This window comes from Cohnella kolymensis (assembly GCF_000829465.1).
GTDB classification, from domain to species: domain Bacteria; phylum Bacillota; class Bacilli; order Paenibacillales; family Paenibacillaceae; genus Cohnella; species Cohnella kolymensis.
Genome location: NZ_JXAL01000023.1, coordinates 1 through 14,728 on the forward strand (window position 1 = coordinate 1; position 14,728 = coordinate 14,728).

12 protein-coding genes and 1 pseudogene are annotated in these 14,728 nt (G+C 52.8%); 8 read left to right on the forward strand and 5 right to left on the reverse strand.

The window, feature by feature from the left end:
• Window positions 1–324: 324 nt before the first annotated feature.
• Window positions 325–1,515, reverse strand: coding sequence for an acetoin utilization protein AcuC (locus SD71_RS14230; protein WP_041064452.1), 1,191 nt, complete (start codon window positions 1,513–1,515; stop codon window positions 325–327).
• A gap of 20 nt (window positions 1,516–1,535) precedes the next feature.
• Complete coding sequence (locus tag SD71_RS14235) at window positions 1,536–2,168, reverse strand: GNAT family N-acetyltransferase (protein ID WP_041064456.1); 633 nt, start codon at window positions 2,166–2,168, stop codon at window positions 1,536–1,538.
• 255 nt (window positions 2,169–2,423) lie between these two features.
• Here SD71_RS14235 and acsA point away from each other — a divergent pair, with 255 nt between their 5' ends.
• A complete protein-coding gene (acsA, locus tag SD71_RS14240; RefSeq protein ID WP_082034259.1) occupies window positions 2,424–4,148 on the forward strand; it encodes an acetate--CoA ligase in 1,725 nt (574 codons plus the stop codon).
• A gap of 64 nt (window positions 4,149–4,212) precedes the next feature.
• Here the strand turns inward: acsA and SD71_RS25935 are convergent, their stop codons facing one another.
• Together SD71_RS25935 and SD71_RS25940 are read right to left on the reverse strand one after the other, a co-directional pair.
• Window positions 4,213–5,772, reverse strand: a complete 1,560-nt coding sequence (locus SD71_RS25935) for a penicillin-binding transpeptidase domain-containing protein (RefSeq protein WP_326998757.1) — start codon at window positions 5,770–5,772, stop codon at window positions 4,213–4,215.
• Complete coding sequence (locus SD71_RS25940; protein WP_326998758.1) at window positions 5,703–7,292, reverse strand: transglycosylase domain-containing protein; 1,590 nt, start codon at window positions 7,290–7,292, stop codon at window positions 5,703–5,705. Before SD71_RS25940 ends, SD71_RS25935 begins: the two co-directional genes overlap by 70 nt.
• Window positions 7,293–7,448: 156 nt before the next feature.
• On the opposite strand from SD71_RS25940, the pseudogene tyrS reads away from it, so the two are divergent.
• Window positions 7,449–8,707: pseudogene (gene tyrS / locus SD71_RS14250) on the forward strand (tyrosine--tRNA ligase).
• 322 nt (window positions 8,708–9,029) lie between these two features.
• Here tyrS and rpsD read toward each other — a convergent pair.
• Window positions 9,030–9,629: a 30S ribosomal protein S4 gene (gene rpsD / locus SD71_RS14255; RefSeq protein WP_041064458.1), complete on the reverse strand. Its 600-nt coding sequence runs from the start codon at window positions 9,627–9,629 to the stop codon at window positions 9,030–9,032.
• 318 nt (window positions 9,630–9,947) lie between these two features.
• Here rpsD and SD71_RS14260 point away from each other — a divergent pair, with 318 nt between their 5' ends.
• The 6 genes from SD71_RS14260 (at window position 9,948) to SD71_RS14285 (ending at window position 14,693) form a co-directional block, all read left to right on the forward strand.
• On the forward strand, window positions 9,948–11,924 hold the full coding sequence (locus tag SD71_RS14260) for a sensor domain-containing diguanylate cyclase (protein ID WP_052476275.1): 1,977 nt from the start codon (window positions 9,948–9,950) through the stop codon (window positions 11,922–11,924).
• Window positions 11,925–12,021: 97 nt separating this feature from the next.
• On the forward strand, window positions 12,022–12,423 hold the full coding sequence (locus tag SD71_RS14265; RefSeq protein WP_041064462.1) for a hypothetical protein: 402 nt from the start codon (window positions 12,022–12,024) through the stop codon (window positions 12,421–12,423).
• Window positions 12,408–12,755, forward strand: a complete 348-nt coding sequence (locus SD71_RS14270; protein WP_041064464.1) for a hypothetical protein — start codon at window positions 12,408–12,410, stop codon at window positions 12,753–12,755. The genes SD71_RS14265 and SD71_RS14270 overlap by 16 nt, the downstream gene beginning before the upstream one ends.
• A gap of 31 nt (window positions 12,756–12,786) precedes the next feature.
• On the forward strand, window positions 12,787–13,902 hold the full coding sequence (locus SD71_RS14275; RefSeq protein WP_041064466.1) for an aminopeptidase: 1,116 nt from the start codon (window positions 12,787–12,789) through the stop codon (window positions 13,900–13,902).
• Window positions 13,903–13,982: 80 nt separating this feature from the next.
• A complete protein-coding gene (locus SD71_RS14280) occupies window positions 13,983–14,222 on the forward strand; it encodes an HPr family phosphocarrier protein (RefSeq protein ID WP_041064468.1) in 240 nt (79 codons plus the stop codon).
• Between the two features lie 180 nt (window positions 14,223–14,402).
• On the forward strand, window positions 14,403–14,693 hold the full coding sequence (locus SD71_RS14285; protein ID WP_041064471.1) for a YlaN family protein: 291 nt from the start codon (window positions 14,403–14,405) through the stop codon (window positions 14,691–14,693).
• The last annotated feature ends 35 nt before the right edge of the window (window positions 14,694–14,728 follow it).

The following is a 14,728-nucleotide window of genomic DNA, read 5'->3' on the forward strand; positions in this document are numbered from 1 at the left end:
GAGCAGCCTTACAGCACGCATTGCAGGTGAGTAACGTGATGTGTAAAGCGGCTGAGCCGCCTTACAGTTCGCAATCCGGGTGAGCAACTGACGTGCAAGGCAGCTGAGCAGCCTTACAGCACGCATTGCGAGTGAGTAACTGATGTGTAAGTCCGGCGAACAACCTGCGGCGGGGCTCATGAGAAAGAGGTCGATCCGAGAACGATATAGTCGAACAGATTTTCCAGTTACTTTGTCCGGGTACGGTGCTGTGAATAAGTTAGCTGGAGATTTTCCAGTTACTTTGTCCGGGTACGGTGCTTCGAATGAATTAGCCTCTCACACCTATACCAAGTGCTGCAGAGCGATGTCCATCATCGTTCTGTTTTTTTCTGTAATTTCTTCTCTTCTCGGCATTGGAGTCCATGCGGCGGTGTCGTCCAGCCAAGTAGCGGGAAGATGCGCCGGCCTTCTTGCAGACTTAACCGTCGGCCACTGTTCAGGGAGATCCCCGCCCAGCGGGCTGGCGTCGATCTGTTTCAGCAGGGGATGGCCGGTCATTTCAAGCCATAGCAGCGACCAAGCTCTGGGCACGACGCGCCAATGGTCATAGCCGCCGCCTCCAAGCGCGATCCACCGTCCCTGCGTGTACTGCGCCGCCAGTTCGTGAATGATCCTCGGCATTTCGCGATAGATTTTCATGCTGCAATGAATATGGGCAAGCGGATCAAAAGCATGGGCATCGCAGCCATGTTGGCTGACGATCACATCAGGCTTGAAGGCCTGCACAGCTGTCTGCACGCCGCGCTCAAAACATTCCAGCCAAGACGCATCCTCTGTATACGGTTCCATAGATAAGTTCAAGCAAGCTCCGTATCCGGTCGCCGCCCCTCTTTCATGATGGAAGCCGGTGCCGGGAAACAGGAATTTGCCGGTCTCGTGAATAGATAAAGTAAATACGTCCGGATCCGTGTAGAAAAACCACTGCACACCGTCGCCATGGTGCACATCGGTATCGATGTACATAACCCGCGCGCCGTATTTTCGGCGAATCCAGGAATTCGCCGCCGCTGCGTCGTTATAGACGCAAAAGCCGGAAGCCCTTTCAGGAAACGCGTGGTGCAAGCCGCCCGCCAAATGGAGCGCATGGTCAGCACGCCCGGACATGACCGCATCGGCAGCCGCAAGCGAACCGGCCACAATGCCCGCAGCAGCCTCGTGAATGCCGGGGAAAAAAGGGGTATCGCCGTCGGATTCCATCCCATATTGGGCTGCAAGCTTTACAGCGTCGTCATTCAACGTCTTGCCGCTCAATGCCGCAACGCATCGGACAAAATCGGTGCGATGGATAAGGTCAACTTCGTGCTCACCCTCGTGCAGAGACAGAGGGAGAATCATCTGTTCCTGCCGCAGCGCCCCGCAAGCGTGGAGCAGATCCTTCGTCAATTCAAGGCGTATCGGATGAAAGGGATGATCATCATGAAAACGATAGATTCCACAGGCGGAATTGTCGATCCACAGCGTACGGTCATTCATAAGGAGCCACCTGCCTTTGATTAATACATAAACCGCTGCCGGAACCGCACCCGGTCGAACTGCTCTTCTGACGACATCGGTACGTCTTTCCCTATACGAACCATAAGACAGTTGGCGGGATGCGCGCAAATTTCGGGATCGTCCGTCGCATACCAGACCATGCCGGCCGACTTCATGAGACGTTCCATCATCTCGCGGTATTCCCAGACGCCCAGTCCGCTCGACTCCAGGTCCCAATGCCAATAATACTCCGTTGTGAACACGATGGCATTGTCCAGCTGTCCTTTGTCAAAAGCCGCAGAGATCAGCGCCTTGCCGAGACCGAGACCGCGATACTCGTCGGCAACCTCGATCGCTCCAAGCTCGATCAGATCGTCCATGCCGGCTTCGGACCATCTTTCCATTTCGTCGGGATAGTGAAAAGTGACGTATCCTACGATAACGCCGCCTTCACGCGCCGCAATGATTCGACCTTCAGGCAAGCCGGCAATCTCTATCAAAGCCTGATGCTGCTCGGCAGGGCGGCGGAACGCGTCCAACGCCGGGTGCATCGTCCAGTCACTTAAAATTTCCGGAGCCACGGGACCCTCTACGACAAGAGATCGGCCCTTTCGTTCTAGCGGATGCCGGCCATATATTTTGATATGTTCCATGCCGATCTCCTTTCCTGAAACAGCATCATATCAAACTGATGCAATTATACCATTAATTGCATACGGAACAGGAAGCGCCCGCAGGCAGAGGTGTGAAATGTCGCCCGCCTTTCCTGAAATGTACCTTTCCTGTATGCGTCACGCTTGGCGACTATGTTATAATGACAATGGCGGGGGAAAACGCTATCCTCCGGTACGATCCTGTAAGCGCATTCGCAGCGAATCGACGGTAATCCAATGGGAAGGTGATGTATAGTGACACTGCAGCATGATGAAAAATTGGCCGTCACGGCGACGGGCTCCAACATGAAATCTTACGAAGAAGCGGTTGATACGTTTTCTTGGTCGGATGTCGAAGCTCAGTTCTCTTGGGCGCGGACCGGCAAAGTGAACATGGCCTATGAGGCGATCGACCGCCATGTCGCTGACGGCAAAGGTGATAAAATCGCGCTTCATTTCAGCAACAATGAAAGAGATGAGAGCTACACCTTTGCGGAAATGTCGAAGCAGTCCAATAAGTTTGCCAACGTGCTTCGTTCTCTCGGCATCGCCAAAGGAGACCGCGTATTTATTTTCATGCCCCGGACACCGGAATTGTATTTCAGTCTGCTGGGAGCACTTAAGATAGGCGCGGTAGTGGGACCGCTGTTTGAGGCGTTCATGGAGTCCGCGGTCAGAGACCGGTTGAAGGACAGTGAGGCGGCCGCTATCGTAACCACGCCTGCATTAATGTCGAGAATACCTCGTTCGGAATTGCCGGACTTAAAACATATCATTGTATTTGGCGAGGGAGTGGCGGAAGGAGAAGGACTTGTCGATTATGGCAGAGCGATGGCAGAAGCATCCGACGAGGCCGACATCACATGGCTCGATCGCGAGGACGGATTGATCCTGCATTATACTTCCGGGTCGACGGGCAAGCCCAAAGGCGTTTTCCACGTTCAGAATGCCATGCTTCAGCATTTGTACACAGGTCAAATCGTATTGGATCTCAAAGAGGATGACGTGTATTGGTGTACGGCCGATCCGGGCTGGGTGACGGGAACCTCCTACGGTATTTTTGCCCCTTGGCTGAATGGAGCTACGAATGTCGTTCGCGGCGGACGGTTCAGCCCGCAGGATTGGTATGCAACGATTGCAAAATATAAAGTTACCGTGTGGTACAGTGCGCCGACTGCGTTTCGTATGTTTATGGGCGCGGGAGCCGAAGTGGCGAAATCATTCGATCTTTCCTGCCTGCGCCATATCCTGAGCGTCGGTGAACCGTTAAACCCTGAAGTGGTCCGCTGGGGACACAAAGTATACGGACAGCGCATTCACGATACATGGTGGATGACCGAGACCGGCGGACATATGATTTGCAATTACCCTGCAATGGAAGTCAAGCCGGGATCCATGGGCCGACCGATACCGGGAGTTCAAGCCGGGATCATCGACGATCAAGGCAACGAGCTGCCGGCGTTCCGTATGGGCAACCTCGCTTTACGTACGCCATGGCCGTCGATGATGAGAAAGATATGGAACAATCCGGCGAAATATGAAGAGTATTTCCGCATCCCGGGCTGGTACGTATCCGGCGACTCCGCTTATATGGATGACGAGGGCTACTTCTGGTTCCAAGGCCGGGTGGACGACGTGATCAATACGGCCGGCGAGCGTGTAGGTCCGTTCGAGGTCGAAAGCAAGCTTGTCGAGCACCCAGCGGTCGCCGAAGCCGGCGTCATCGGCAAACCGGATCCGCTTCGCGGAGAAATTATTAAAGCTTTCATTTCGCTTCGCGAAGGATACGAGCCTTCGGATGAGCTGAAAACGGATATCGCCCGCTTTGTGAAGGAAGGATTGTCCGCTCACGCCGCTCCGCGGGAAATCGAATTCAAAGACAAACTGCCCAAAACACGCAGCGGTAAAATCATGAGGCGCGTTCTCAAAGCTTGGGAGCTCAACCTCCCGGCCGGCGACCTGTCAACGATCGAGGACTAAACAGCACTTTTCCATAAAACCATATAAAAGCCCGCCTCCGTCGTTAGATGGAGGCGGGCTTTTGTCAGTTCAGCTTCACAGCGGCCGACGGCTCGGATTCACCGTTCGCGTTCACGGCAGTGACTTGGTACCAGCCGGATGTGAGTGTATCGACGTACTCGAAGTCAGGGGTGTCTGTCGTGCCGAGGAGCGTGTAATTACCTTGCTGCGCGGCGCTGAACCAGACTTGATATTGCGTCACACCTTCCTGACTGGAATTGGCTCTCCAGCTCAAGCTGGCTCCGATGTCGCTTGCTCTGACCGTCAGTCCCACAGGGGCATTCGGAACGCTGACGACGCTATCCGGTTGACCGGATCCGTTGTCTCCGCCGTTCGGATCCCCGCCATTCGGAAATCCGGGATCCGGTTCGGCCGGCAAACCGTTGGTAGAAGTAATCTCGCTCGGGGCCGATTCATTGCCTGCGACATCCACCGAAGTAACGTAGTAGCTGTATGATTGGCCGGAGGAAATGTAGTTGACGAATTTCGGTTCCTGACCTGTCGGCACCGACGCTTCCACTTTATTGTAGGAACCGCCGTCAACGGCACGGTACAACCGGTATCCGGCAATGTCAGCTTGGCCGGCAGGCGTGAACGACACCCGCACCTTCCCGTTTACCGTCTCCACGGCGATATGACCCGGCGGGTTAGGCGCGCTCCCGTCGTCCTGGCGCGGATCGATCTTCGACGGCGCGCTTTGCGCGGCATCCTTCGGCAAATAGTACGAAAGGGGTTTAGCCGTTTTGACCTTGCCCAATACGCTCTTTAACTCTTCGATCAAAGTGTCCAGCGGCGTCTCCCTCACAATCATGATGGACTCGCGGAGCAGGTCTTCCGGCGTTCCCGGCTGCGGCAAATAGTTGACGCCGTTATACGAAATATATTTCACTTTGACCAGGGCATCGTCCGGTTCTTTCGGAACGAATTTGGCATTGAAAATATCGGTCACCAGTTTCCCCGACGCCCGCGTTAATTCGGTAGGCAGCTTGCCGCTTACGCTGGACACCGTCATGCTCACGATTCCGTCAGGCTTGTGGAACTCCTTGGTCGGGAACAGCTCCGGTTTCGCCTCGGTGACGGAATTCATGATTTCCGCCCAGATGGAGCGTGCCCGGCCTTGCGCTTCTTTGGTCTTGAGCGTATGAATGACCTTCTCGTGACCTGCCCAGACACCGAGCGTGACATCGGGAGTAAAACCTTGGAACCAGACATCCCCGTAGTTTTGGGTGGTGCCGGTTTTACCGGCAATCGGTATTTTGCCGTAATTCTTGAACTTGTTTTGTAAAGTAACTGCCGTACCGTCGGTAATGACGGTTCTCAGCATATCGGTCATCAAATAAGCCGATTGTTCGGAGACGACCCGCTGAGGATCGGATTTATGTTTGTAGACGATTTCGTTGTTGGCATCGCGAATTTCTTTGATCATATAGGCATCGTTAAACACGCCTTGATTGGCGATCGCGGCATACGCATTCGTCAATTCCTCTACCGTCACGCCGTATTTCAGTCCGCCGATTACGCCCGTCTGCGCATTGTTATCCTCTTCGACGATTGTGGTAATGCCCAGTGAACGGACGAATCCCACGATTTCTCGATCGTTAGTTTATTCAAGAAGATTTTTAAAGCCGGTATGTTGTAAGAATGATTCAGCGCTTGCCTGGCTGTAACAAGCCCGGAGTAACGGTTATTGGAATTTTTAGGAATATGGAATCCGCTTCCGCCGTTACGCAGTATGACAGGGGCGTCGTCCAGAATACTGGCGGGCTGTATCAAGCCCTGATCGATAGCCGGCAAATAGGCTGCGATCGGTTTCATTGCCGACCCTGGCTGGCGTGTCATTTGGGTCGCAAAGTTCATCTGCTCGATATGGAAGTCTCGACCTTCGATCATGCCGAGAATCGCGCCGGTTTTCTGCTCCATCATGACTGCAGCGATCTGTTCCACGCCTCGCACAGGATGGTCGGGTGAGAAATTATCCGGATTTTCGGCAATATCATGCATCAGGTTGTACACTTGTTTATCGATCGTCGTCGTTACTGTAAAGCCGCCCCGCAGAAGCTGAGTCCGGGCATCTTCAATAAGGCCGGAATTTTGCTTCTTTTTGAGGTCTTCCCGTTTAAGATTCGGATTCTTCAAAAGGACAAGCTGCTCGGCAGCTTGGCGTTCAACTTCCAACAGCAAATAAGGATAAGTATTGTAAGCTTTCTCGCTTGGCTTGGCCAGAGAGGTGTACAGATCGAATGCCAGCGCTTCTTCATATTCCGCCTGGGTGATCTTGTTCTCTTCCAGCATCCGCTTCAGCACCAGCTTTTGACGCTGCACGGCCCTTTTGAAATTCTTTTCATTGAAATCGCCTTTTCCCGTAAAAGCGGAATAAAGCGAAGGCAATTGCGGCAGGCCGGCCAAGTATGCGGATTGAGCGATGTTCAATTTGTTCAAATCTTCGATTCCGAATATTCCTTTGGAAGCTGCCTTAATTCCGAATAGATTGTATCCGGACGAACCGTTGCCGTAGGGTACTTTATTTAAGTAGGCCGTAATGATTTGTTCTTTGCTCAAATACCGTTCCAACCGCAGCGACAGGAAAATTTCTTTGGCTTTCCGGCTGGATGTCTGATCCAAGCTGAGGAACACCCGCCTTGCTAGTTGCTGCGTGATGGTACTGCCGCCTGTCTGCACGTTTTCATTCAATAACTGCTGCCTGACGGCGCGCAATAAGCCGTTCGTGTCGATACCCGTATGGCTGAAAAAGTTTTTGTCTTCCGTAGCAATAACCGCGTCGATAATCGACTTGGGAATTTGGTTGTAGTTGACCGGCCTGCGGTCCTCTTCCGTGCGCAGCTGGCCGATCGGCGTGCCGTCGCGGAAATAGGCGAACCCTGTAATGGCATTCTCGTTGATCTTCTGTTCGATGAACTTGGGTGGCCTGACGGGCTCGTCATGCACCAATGAGGCCACATATCCGGTAACTGCTCCGGCCGCAACCAGTCCGGCAAGCACGCCGAAGAAGATCAGCCAGAGTACCGTAAAGCCTGTAATTTTTCCGGCTAACTTCAATCGTTCCCCTTTACGCCGCGGCGGAGGGGGTTGTTTGGAATCTTTCACTGGGGATCCTCCTTCAACAAACAGAACTATTATAGCACATAAGAGCATCGTTTGACTTCATTCGGAAGGGTGTGCTATAAAGAGAGAAATTCGCACCTATTATGCGCGGTTATTGGGATTTGGGCGGTTGGTGACAAGGGAGGAAATCGGAATTGAATACGGACGAAAAAAAACACCCTGACGCAGGAGCAGCAGCGTGAAGTATCCCGTCAGCTTGAGGTAATCAAGCGGGGTGCGGCGGACATTGTTCCGGAGGAAGAGCTGGCATCCAAAATTGCGGAGTCGGTTAGGACCGGGACGCCGCTGAAGGTGAAGCTTGGCTTGGACCCGTCCGCTCCGGACATTCACGTCGGGCACACGGTGGTCATGCACAAGCTGCGTCAATTTCAGGAGCTGGGGCATGAAGTGCAGCTGATCATCGGAGATTTCACGGGGCGCATCGGAGATCCGACGGGCAAGTCGGAAACCCGCAAGCAGCTTACGGAAGAAGATGTGAAGCGCAATGCTGAAACCTACCAAAAGCAAGCTTTTAAAATATTAGACCCAGTAAAGACGACCATTTACTATAACTCTTCCTGGCTCGCTCCGCTCAACTTCGCCGATGTCGTGGGATTGGCCGCAAAAATTACCGTCGCCCGCATGATGGAGCGGGATGACTTCACGAAAAGATTCCAGTCGAATCAACCGATCAGCGTACATGAATTCTTTTATCCGCTCATGCAGGGTTACGATTCGGTAGCGCTGGAAAGTGATATCGAGCTCGGGGGTACCGATCAGAAGTTTAATCTTCTCATGGGCCGCACGCTGCAGAAGGAATACGGCAAATCTCCGCAGGCGGCGCTGATGCTTCCGCTGCTCGAGGGCTTGGACGGCGTCAATAAAATGAGCAAAAGCTTGGGCAATTACATCGGAATCGATGAGGAGCCCAATGAAATTTACGGCAAAGCGATGAGCGTTCCGGATGAACTCATGCTCAAATATTACGAGCTCGCCACGGACATCGGAATTGAGGAGCTTAACGAACTGCGTGCCGGCTTGTCAGACGGCACCGTTCATCCCCGCGACGCCAAAATGAAGCTGGCCCGCACCTTCGTCCGGATGTACCATGGGGAAGAGGCCGCGGCGGCTGCGGAAAATCACTTTGTTGCGGTGTTCCAGCAGCGGGCGCTGCCGGAAGATATTGAAGAGGTTGTCATACCGGCTGAAGAATTGTCCGAGGGCAGGATCCGGATCGCCAGGCTGCTGACCGTGCTCGGTCTGCAAAGCTCCGCCAGCGAAGCGCGCAGAAGCATCCAGCAAGGCGCAGTCCGCCTGAACGAGGAGAAGCTGCTCGACCCGAACGGCGATATTGAGCTAAGCATGGCGATGTACTCCAAGTCGGCAAACGGAAGTTCGTGCGGCTGGCCGTGAAGTAACTAGTAAATACAATATGGCTATCCCAAGGCAGAAAGAAAGTTTCTGCCTTGGGATAGCCTTTAATTTTAGCGGGAATTGATCAACCACAAAAGCCGGATAAAGGAAGGGAGGTTTGCATCGTTGAGTAAACAAAGGGGAAGTATCTCGTGGAGGAGCGACAGCGTTTCCCTTTGAAATCGTGAAATAACCTTGTTCAAACCATTCAAATTTCATGATTTCAACAGGAACCGAAACGAGATACTTCCCCGCCAAGCCCTCAAGAATTTGGAAGCAGTCCGCAAAAAGAAAAACCACCCCAAAATGCATTGGGGTGGAAAATGATTAACGGCTGTAGAACTCGACGATTTGCTTCTCGTCGATATCTTGGGACAATTCGCCGCGATCCGGAAGACGAACAAATGTGCCTTCCATAGCGTTGGCGTCGAAGTCGATGTAGCCCGGCAGGTGATGACGAGCTTCCATAGCTTCTTTAATCGACTTCAGACCGCGGCTGCGCTCACGAAGACCGATTTTGTCGCCGATTTGCACCGTGTAGGAAGCGATGTCGACTTTCTTGCCGTTGACTGTCACGTGACCGTGAGAAACCAATTGGCGCGCGCCGTAGCGGGAGTTAGCCCAGCCGAGACGGTATACGAGGTTGTCCAGACGGCTTTCCAGCAGGAACATGAAGTTCTCACCGGCAATACCTTGCTGCTTCGTAGCGCGGTTGAACAAGTTGCGGAACTGCTTCTCGTTCAAGCCGTACATGTGACGCAGTTTTTGTTTCTCTTGAAGCTGCATGCCATATCCGCTGATTTTGCGGCGTGTGTTAGCGCCATGTTGTCCCGGAGGGAAAGGACGCTTCAGTTCTTTACCGGATCCGCCCAAGGAAATGCCGAGGCGGCGGCTTAGTTTGAATTTGGGACCTGTATATCTTGACATGTTCGTGAAAGCTCCTTTTTCAAAAAAGAATGATTTGAAAATGGGTTTCGTTGCGCGGATTTCTCCTTAACCGATTCAATCGGTTCCAGTCAGGGATGTTCAGCCGCAGCCCGCTGGTGGGAAATCCGAGAGGGTGTCACAAATTTTTTGCCCAGTATTCAACAAGTTATATTATATGAATTTGCATGGCGATGTCAAGGGAAATACACTACTTTTGAAAAAAATAGATTATAAGAAGATAGACCCGCAGATAATAGTGCAAAGTTGGTTTTTTCATTGTATAGTGTAGAAAATGGGACATCGGGCGAGGTGTCAAGGTTGGTTCACGAAAGCAAGCCGCTGCAAAATAACGACAATTTGCAGAATAATCAGAGTCCTTTCCGCAGCCGTGCGGATTTGCCCTCGTGGCTGGATAAACAGGATTTGTCGGAAACGGATTTGCCTTACATACATAGTTTGCTGTCGATCAGCTTTAAAGACTGGCAGGAAGATGTCGAAGGATTTCCATGGGTGAGCGGAACGATCGTGCTTTTGCACCCGGACGGAACAAGCATTGCGATGCAACATAACGATGAAGGCCAGGTGCATCCGTTTGCTTGGCGCGCCGACACCTTGGGTGCGACCGCCGCGAATACGGCGCTGGAGACGTGCCGTCCTGCACTGATGAGAGCGGAGGAGCATACATCGCCTGCGCTGAAAGCTTTCGATTCTCTTGCCGTTCCTGTGTTCACCAGGACAACCGGTATTCCTTGCGCCTTGCTGGCTTGCTTGCTACCGGCGGGAACCGCGGAGGCAGGCGACCTCAAGCTTCTGCAGGCGGCATCTCTGCATTTCCGGGGATGCATGTACCGCCGTTTTGAGAATATGTTCGTAGGCGGATTGCTCAGGGATCAGAAGATGAATGAAAGAGAAGAGCGCCGGCGTGAAATATTGTTTGAAGTGATACGGCGTCTCAATGCTCACATTGACGTGGAGAATGTTCTGTCTGAAGTGCTGGACAGCCTTGAACAAATGTACCCGATTTGCAAGGCGGATTTATTTTTGTCTCAGGATTACAGCAGCCAGAACAAGAAGGTTCAGCCGCTGGCGTTCCATCTGAACGACATGGATTTGTGCAAGCTGGCATTTGTCGACGGGCAGATCCGCGAGGATCTGTCGGGAGGCCGGCATCAGGTTGCTCTTCCGTTATCGGGCAAACAAGGTGTGTACGGTGTATTGAGGCTGAATTTGCCCGAAAACCAATTCGACGAAGCGGACATCCGTTTCCTCAACATGCTCGCGGCGGCAGCGGGCGCTTCCTTCGAGAAAGCCAAGCTGCACGAGCAGGCGAATATCATGATCGGAGAGCTGCGGCTGATTAATGAGATAACGCAGCGGCTGAATCGCAGTTTGAAGCTGTCCGACACGATGCAGTTTGCCTCAGCGGAATTGCTGAAGATTTTCAAGGCTGACTACAGCTTGATTCTTCAATACAATGTCAAGCTCGGCCGCTTTGTCGTCCTGTCGTCCAACGTTCCTGCTTTGCACGGACAGACCTATACGACGGATTCCGGTTTCTCAGGCGTTCTATGGACAACGAAGGAACCGATCATTCTTTCGGACTATGATTCGGCAACACCCGTCAGATCGCAGCTGATGGATCTCACACACTCGCGTTCTCTGCTCGCTTCTCCGATGCTGCTTAACGGCGATCTGATCGGTTGTGTGCTGCTGACCAAGCGGGAAGCGAATCACTTCTCATACGACAATTATAAATTGTTACACGTGCTGTCGGCTCACCTTGGGCTGGCAATGTCGAACGCGTCTTTACATGCGGAGGTCCGAAGAATGGTCATTACCGACAATTTAACCGGATTGTTCGCCCGCCATCATCTGAACGAGAGAATTGGGCGGAAGCAGATGCGCGACAACTTAGGCTCGTTGATCGTTGTCGACATCGACCATTTCAAGCAGATCAACGATACTCACGGTCATCAGGTGGGGGACGATATTCTCACTCAAGTGAGCAACATCATCAGAACCTCCATCCGGGACACCGATATCGCGGCCCGCTGGGGTGGTGAGGAACTCGCGATCTATTTGCCTCTCCTCGGACTGGAACAGACTCAAAGCATCGCCGAGCGAATCAGGCAGCGGGTGCAAGAGGAGACGAATCCGAGCGTCACGGTTTCATGCGGCATATCGGCATGGCGCTCGTCAGATGAGAAAGTAAGCGTCGAATCTTTGTTTTATAAAGCGGATATGGCGTTATATGAAGCGAAGCATCAAGGCCGCAACCGTATAGTGACCGGCTGAACCCCCTCGTCCACCCGACGAGGTTTTTTTATTTTTCTGGAAAACATAAACCAAGGAAGGGGAAGCGAATCAAGCCCAAAGGAGTGCTGTTACGCTCATGTTGAATAAGATGACGCGCATCGCGGCCCGCGCGGGGATCTGTTTCCTACTGCTCCTGCAAGGGTGCGCAATGTGGCCCGCTTCCATGCCGGCCGAGAAGACGTTCGCAATGTCCGCTTCGGCACTGTCCGGCAGCGAACGGTATGGCTTTAACGGGGAGGTCGCTGTCGTGGATGCGGGCGGCTGGGTGGTCAACCGGACGGCATACAAGGGTGAGGTCGTCGGACACGGAAAGCTCAATATGACGGTAACACCGCCACAGCAGGGAACGGCTGCCGAAGCGCAGAAGAACGGCGACGGTTTCCAGCCGTTGCAGCTGCTGCAGGCCATCAATAACGGTTCGGCTGCGATCCGTTACACGGAGCGGCCCAACGGTCCGCGCCGGTGCAGTTTCGCATAGAGCTGGACGAGGATGCGGCCCGCAAAAGAATGGCGAACAGTCTAAGGGCGGATCTGGCATCGCTGCGTAAGGAAAAGGTGTTTGCCGGTAAAAATCGCGCGGCGGCGGAACAGGTGCTGAGCAAGGCTGACAAAACGCTTGAGCAAGCTCTCTCAACTTTGCAGGTGTCAACCGTCTGCCTATGGTCAGCTGATCCCCGAACTTGGTTTCCCCGCCAGCTGAAGGAAGAAACGGTGCTTGAATATACTTCGGGGGGCAGGTCGTACCGTGAAAAAAGAGTGTCGGTAACCAATTTCCAGCGGCAGGATCGGAGTGGTACAATAAGAAAATAGCCGCAGAAATCAAAGGAGGATTCATTTTATCATGCATGATCCGCGTCTGCAGAAATTAGCTTCCAACCTGGCGGGGTATTCCGTCAAAGTTCAACCGGGCGAGAACATCCTAATCGAGATGATCGGACCCGAGCGCGAACTGCTCAAATGCGTCATCGAAGAAGTGGCCAAACGGGGAGGACGGCCGTTCGTCGAGCTATCCGATCGTTCCGTGCTCCGCAGTCTGGTGAAGAACGGCACTGCTGAACAAATGGAAACGTGGGCTGCTTACGACCTGGAAAGAATGAAGCAAATGCAAGGATATATAGGCATTCGCTCCGGTGAGAACGTCAATGAAATGGCGGATGTTCCGTCCGACAAGATGAAGCTGTACGACAAAATCTACAGCCACCCGATACATATGGAGCAGCGGGTCAAACGCACGAAATGGGTCGTACTGCGCTACCCGAATTCGGCAATGGCTCAGCTCGCGAATACGAGTACGGAAGCGTTCGAAGATTTTTATTTTAACGTTTGCAACCTGGACTATTCGAAAATGGACCGGGCGATGGATCCGCTTCAGCAGCTGATGAACCGTACCGATAAGGTGCGCATTGTAAGCCCGGGCACGGATCTGACGTTCTCGATCAAAGGCATCGGCTCCAAAAAATGCTCGGGAGAACGCAATATTCCGGACGGCGAATTGTATTCCTGCCCGGTGCGCGATTCCGTCAACGGAACTCTGGCTTATAATACACCGAGCGTCTATAACGGATTTACTTACGAGAATATCAAGTTCACTTTCGAGAACGGGAAAATCGTGAAGGCGACGGCAAACGACACCGATCGCATTAACGCCGTGCTGGACAGCGATGAAGGTGCGCGGCATATCGGCGAATTTAGCCTGGGATTTAACCCGTACATTCTCCATCCGATGAAGGACACGCTGTTCGACGAGAAAATTTCCGGCAGCCTGCATTTTACACCAGGGCAAGCTTACGAGGATACGGATAACGGCAACCGTTCCGCGATTCATTGGGATCTCGTGCTCATCCAGCGTCCCGAATACGGCGGGGGAGAAGTATACTTCGACGATGTGCTGATCCGCAAAGACGGCCTGTTTGTTCTGCCGGAGCTGCAAGGGCTCAACCCGGAAGCTTTGAAGTAACACGCCGCTCTTGCATGACTTCCGCTGAACTTGGTATGATGGGGAAGATAATCGAACAGTCTAAATTTGGAGGGATTCCGATGTCTAACAACGCGGCAATTGTCGAATTGTCCCAAACCGCGAACAAGTTCCGTTCTTCAATCGTGCTGCAAGCCGAGAACAAGTACATCGACGTTAAAAGCATTCTGGGATTGTTCACCACGCTTGTAGGCAATCATTCTTACGAGCTGCACGTTCACGGACCGGACGCTGAAGAGGCCAAAAAGGAACTGGCAGCCGTCTTCTCCAAACATAACTTGAATGTCAAGGTTGTGGATTAATCCCCACCGATCCATACTTACGGCCACCTCGCTCTTTCCGGCGGGGTGTTTTACTTTTCCAAGGCATTTTTCCGAATGTAAATCCTGTTTCGGGGTACCCGTCCTTGTACTTCTTTGTAATATCGTCTAATATGAAAGGGATAGCTTTAATGAGAAGGCATGGGTACAGGGGGAGTAGGAATGGCTTCATCGGATACGATCGTCCACCTGAACCAGAAGGCGCTTCGTCTTCTGCAGGAGGACGCCGACAAAATTGAAAAGCTTATCGCCATTCAGATGGAGAATCTCACGACCCGGCAATGCCCGCTGTATGAAGAAGTGCTGGACACCCAAATGTACGGCTTCTCACGGGCAGTGGATTTTGCGGTGCGCTCGGGATTGTTGGAGGAAGGCACAGGCAAATTGCTGATCAGCCAGTTGGAACGCAATCTGGCGATTTTATACGAAGCGTTGGAACGAAAAGAAGAGTAGCAGCCCGCCGGGCATGCCGCTCTTCTTTTTTTCAC

Coding starts and splice junctions, on each gene's coding strand:
- SD71_RS14230 (WP_041064452.1), bottom strand. CDS start 1,515: ATGAATGACCGTACGCTGTGGATCGACAATTCCGCCTGTGGAATCTAT.
- SD71_RS14235 (WP_041064456.1), bottom strand. CDS start 2,168: ATGGAACATATCAAAATATATGGCCGGCATCCGCTAGAACGAAAGGGC.
- rpsD (WP_041064458.1), bottom strand. CDS start 9,629: ATGTCAAGATATACAGGTCCCAAATTCAAACTAAGCCGCCGCCTCGGC.
- SD71_RS14265 (WP_041064462.1), top strand. CDS start 12,022: ATGTTGAATAAGATGACGCGCATCGCGGCCCGCGCGGGGATCTGTTTC.
- SD71_RS14275 (WP_041064466.1), top strand. CDS start 12,787: ATGCATGATCCGCGTCTGCAGAAATTAGCTTCCAACCTGGCGGGGTAT.
- SD71_RS14280 (WP_041064468.1), top strand. CDS start 13,983: ATGTCTAACAACGCGGCAATTGTCGAATTGTCCCAAACCGCGAACAAG.
- SD71_RS14285 (WP_041064471.1), top strand. CDS start 14,403: ATGGCTTCATCGGATACGATCGTCCACCTGAACCAGAAGGCGCTTCGT.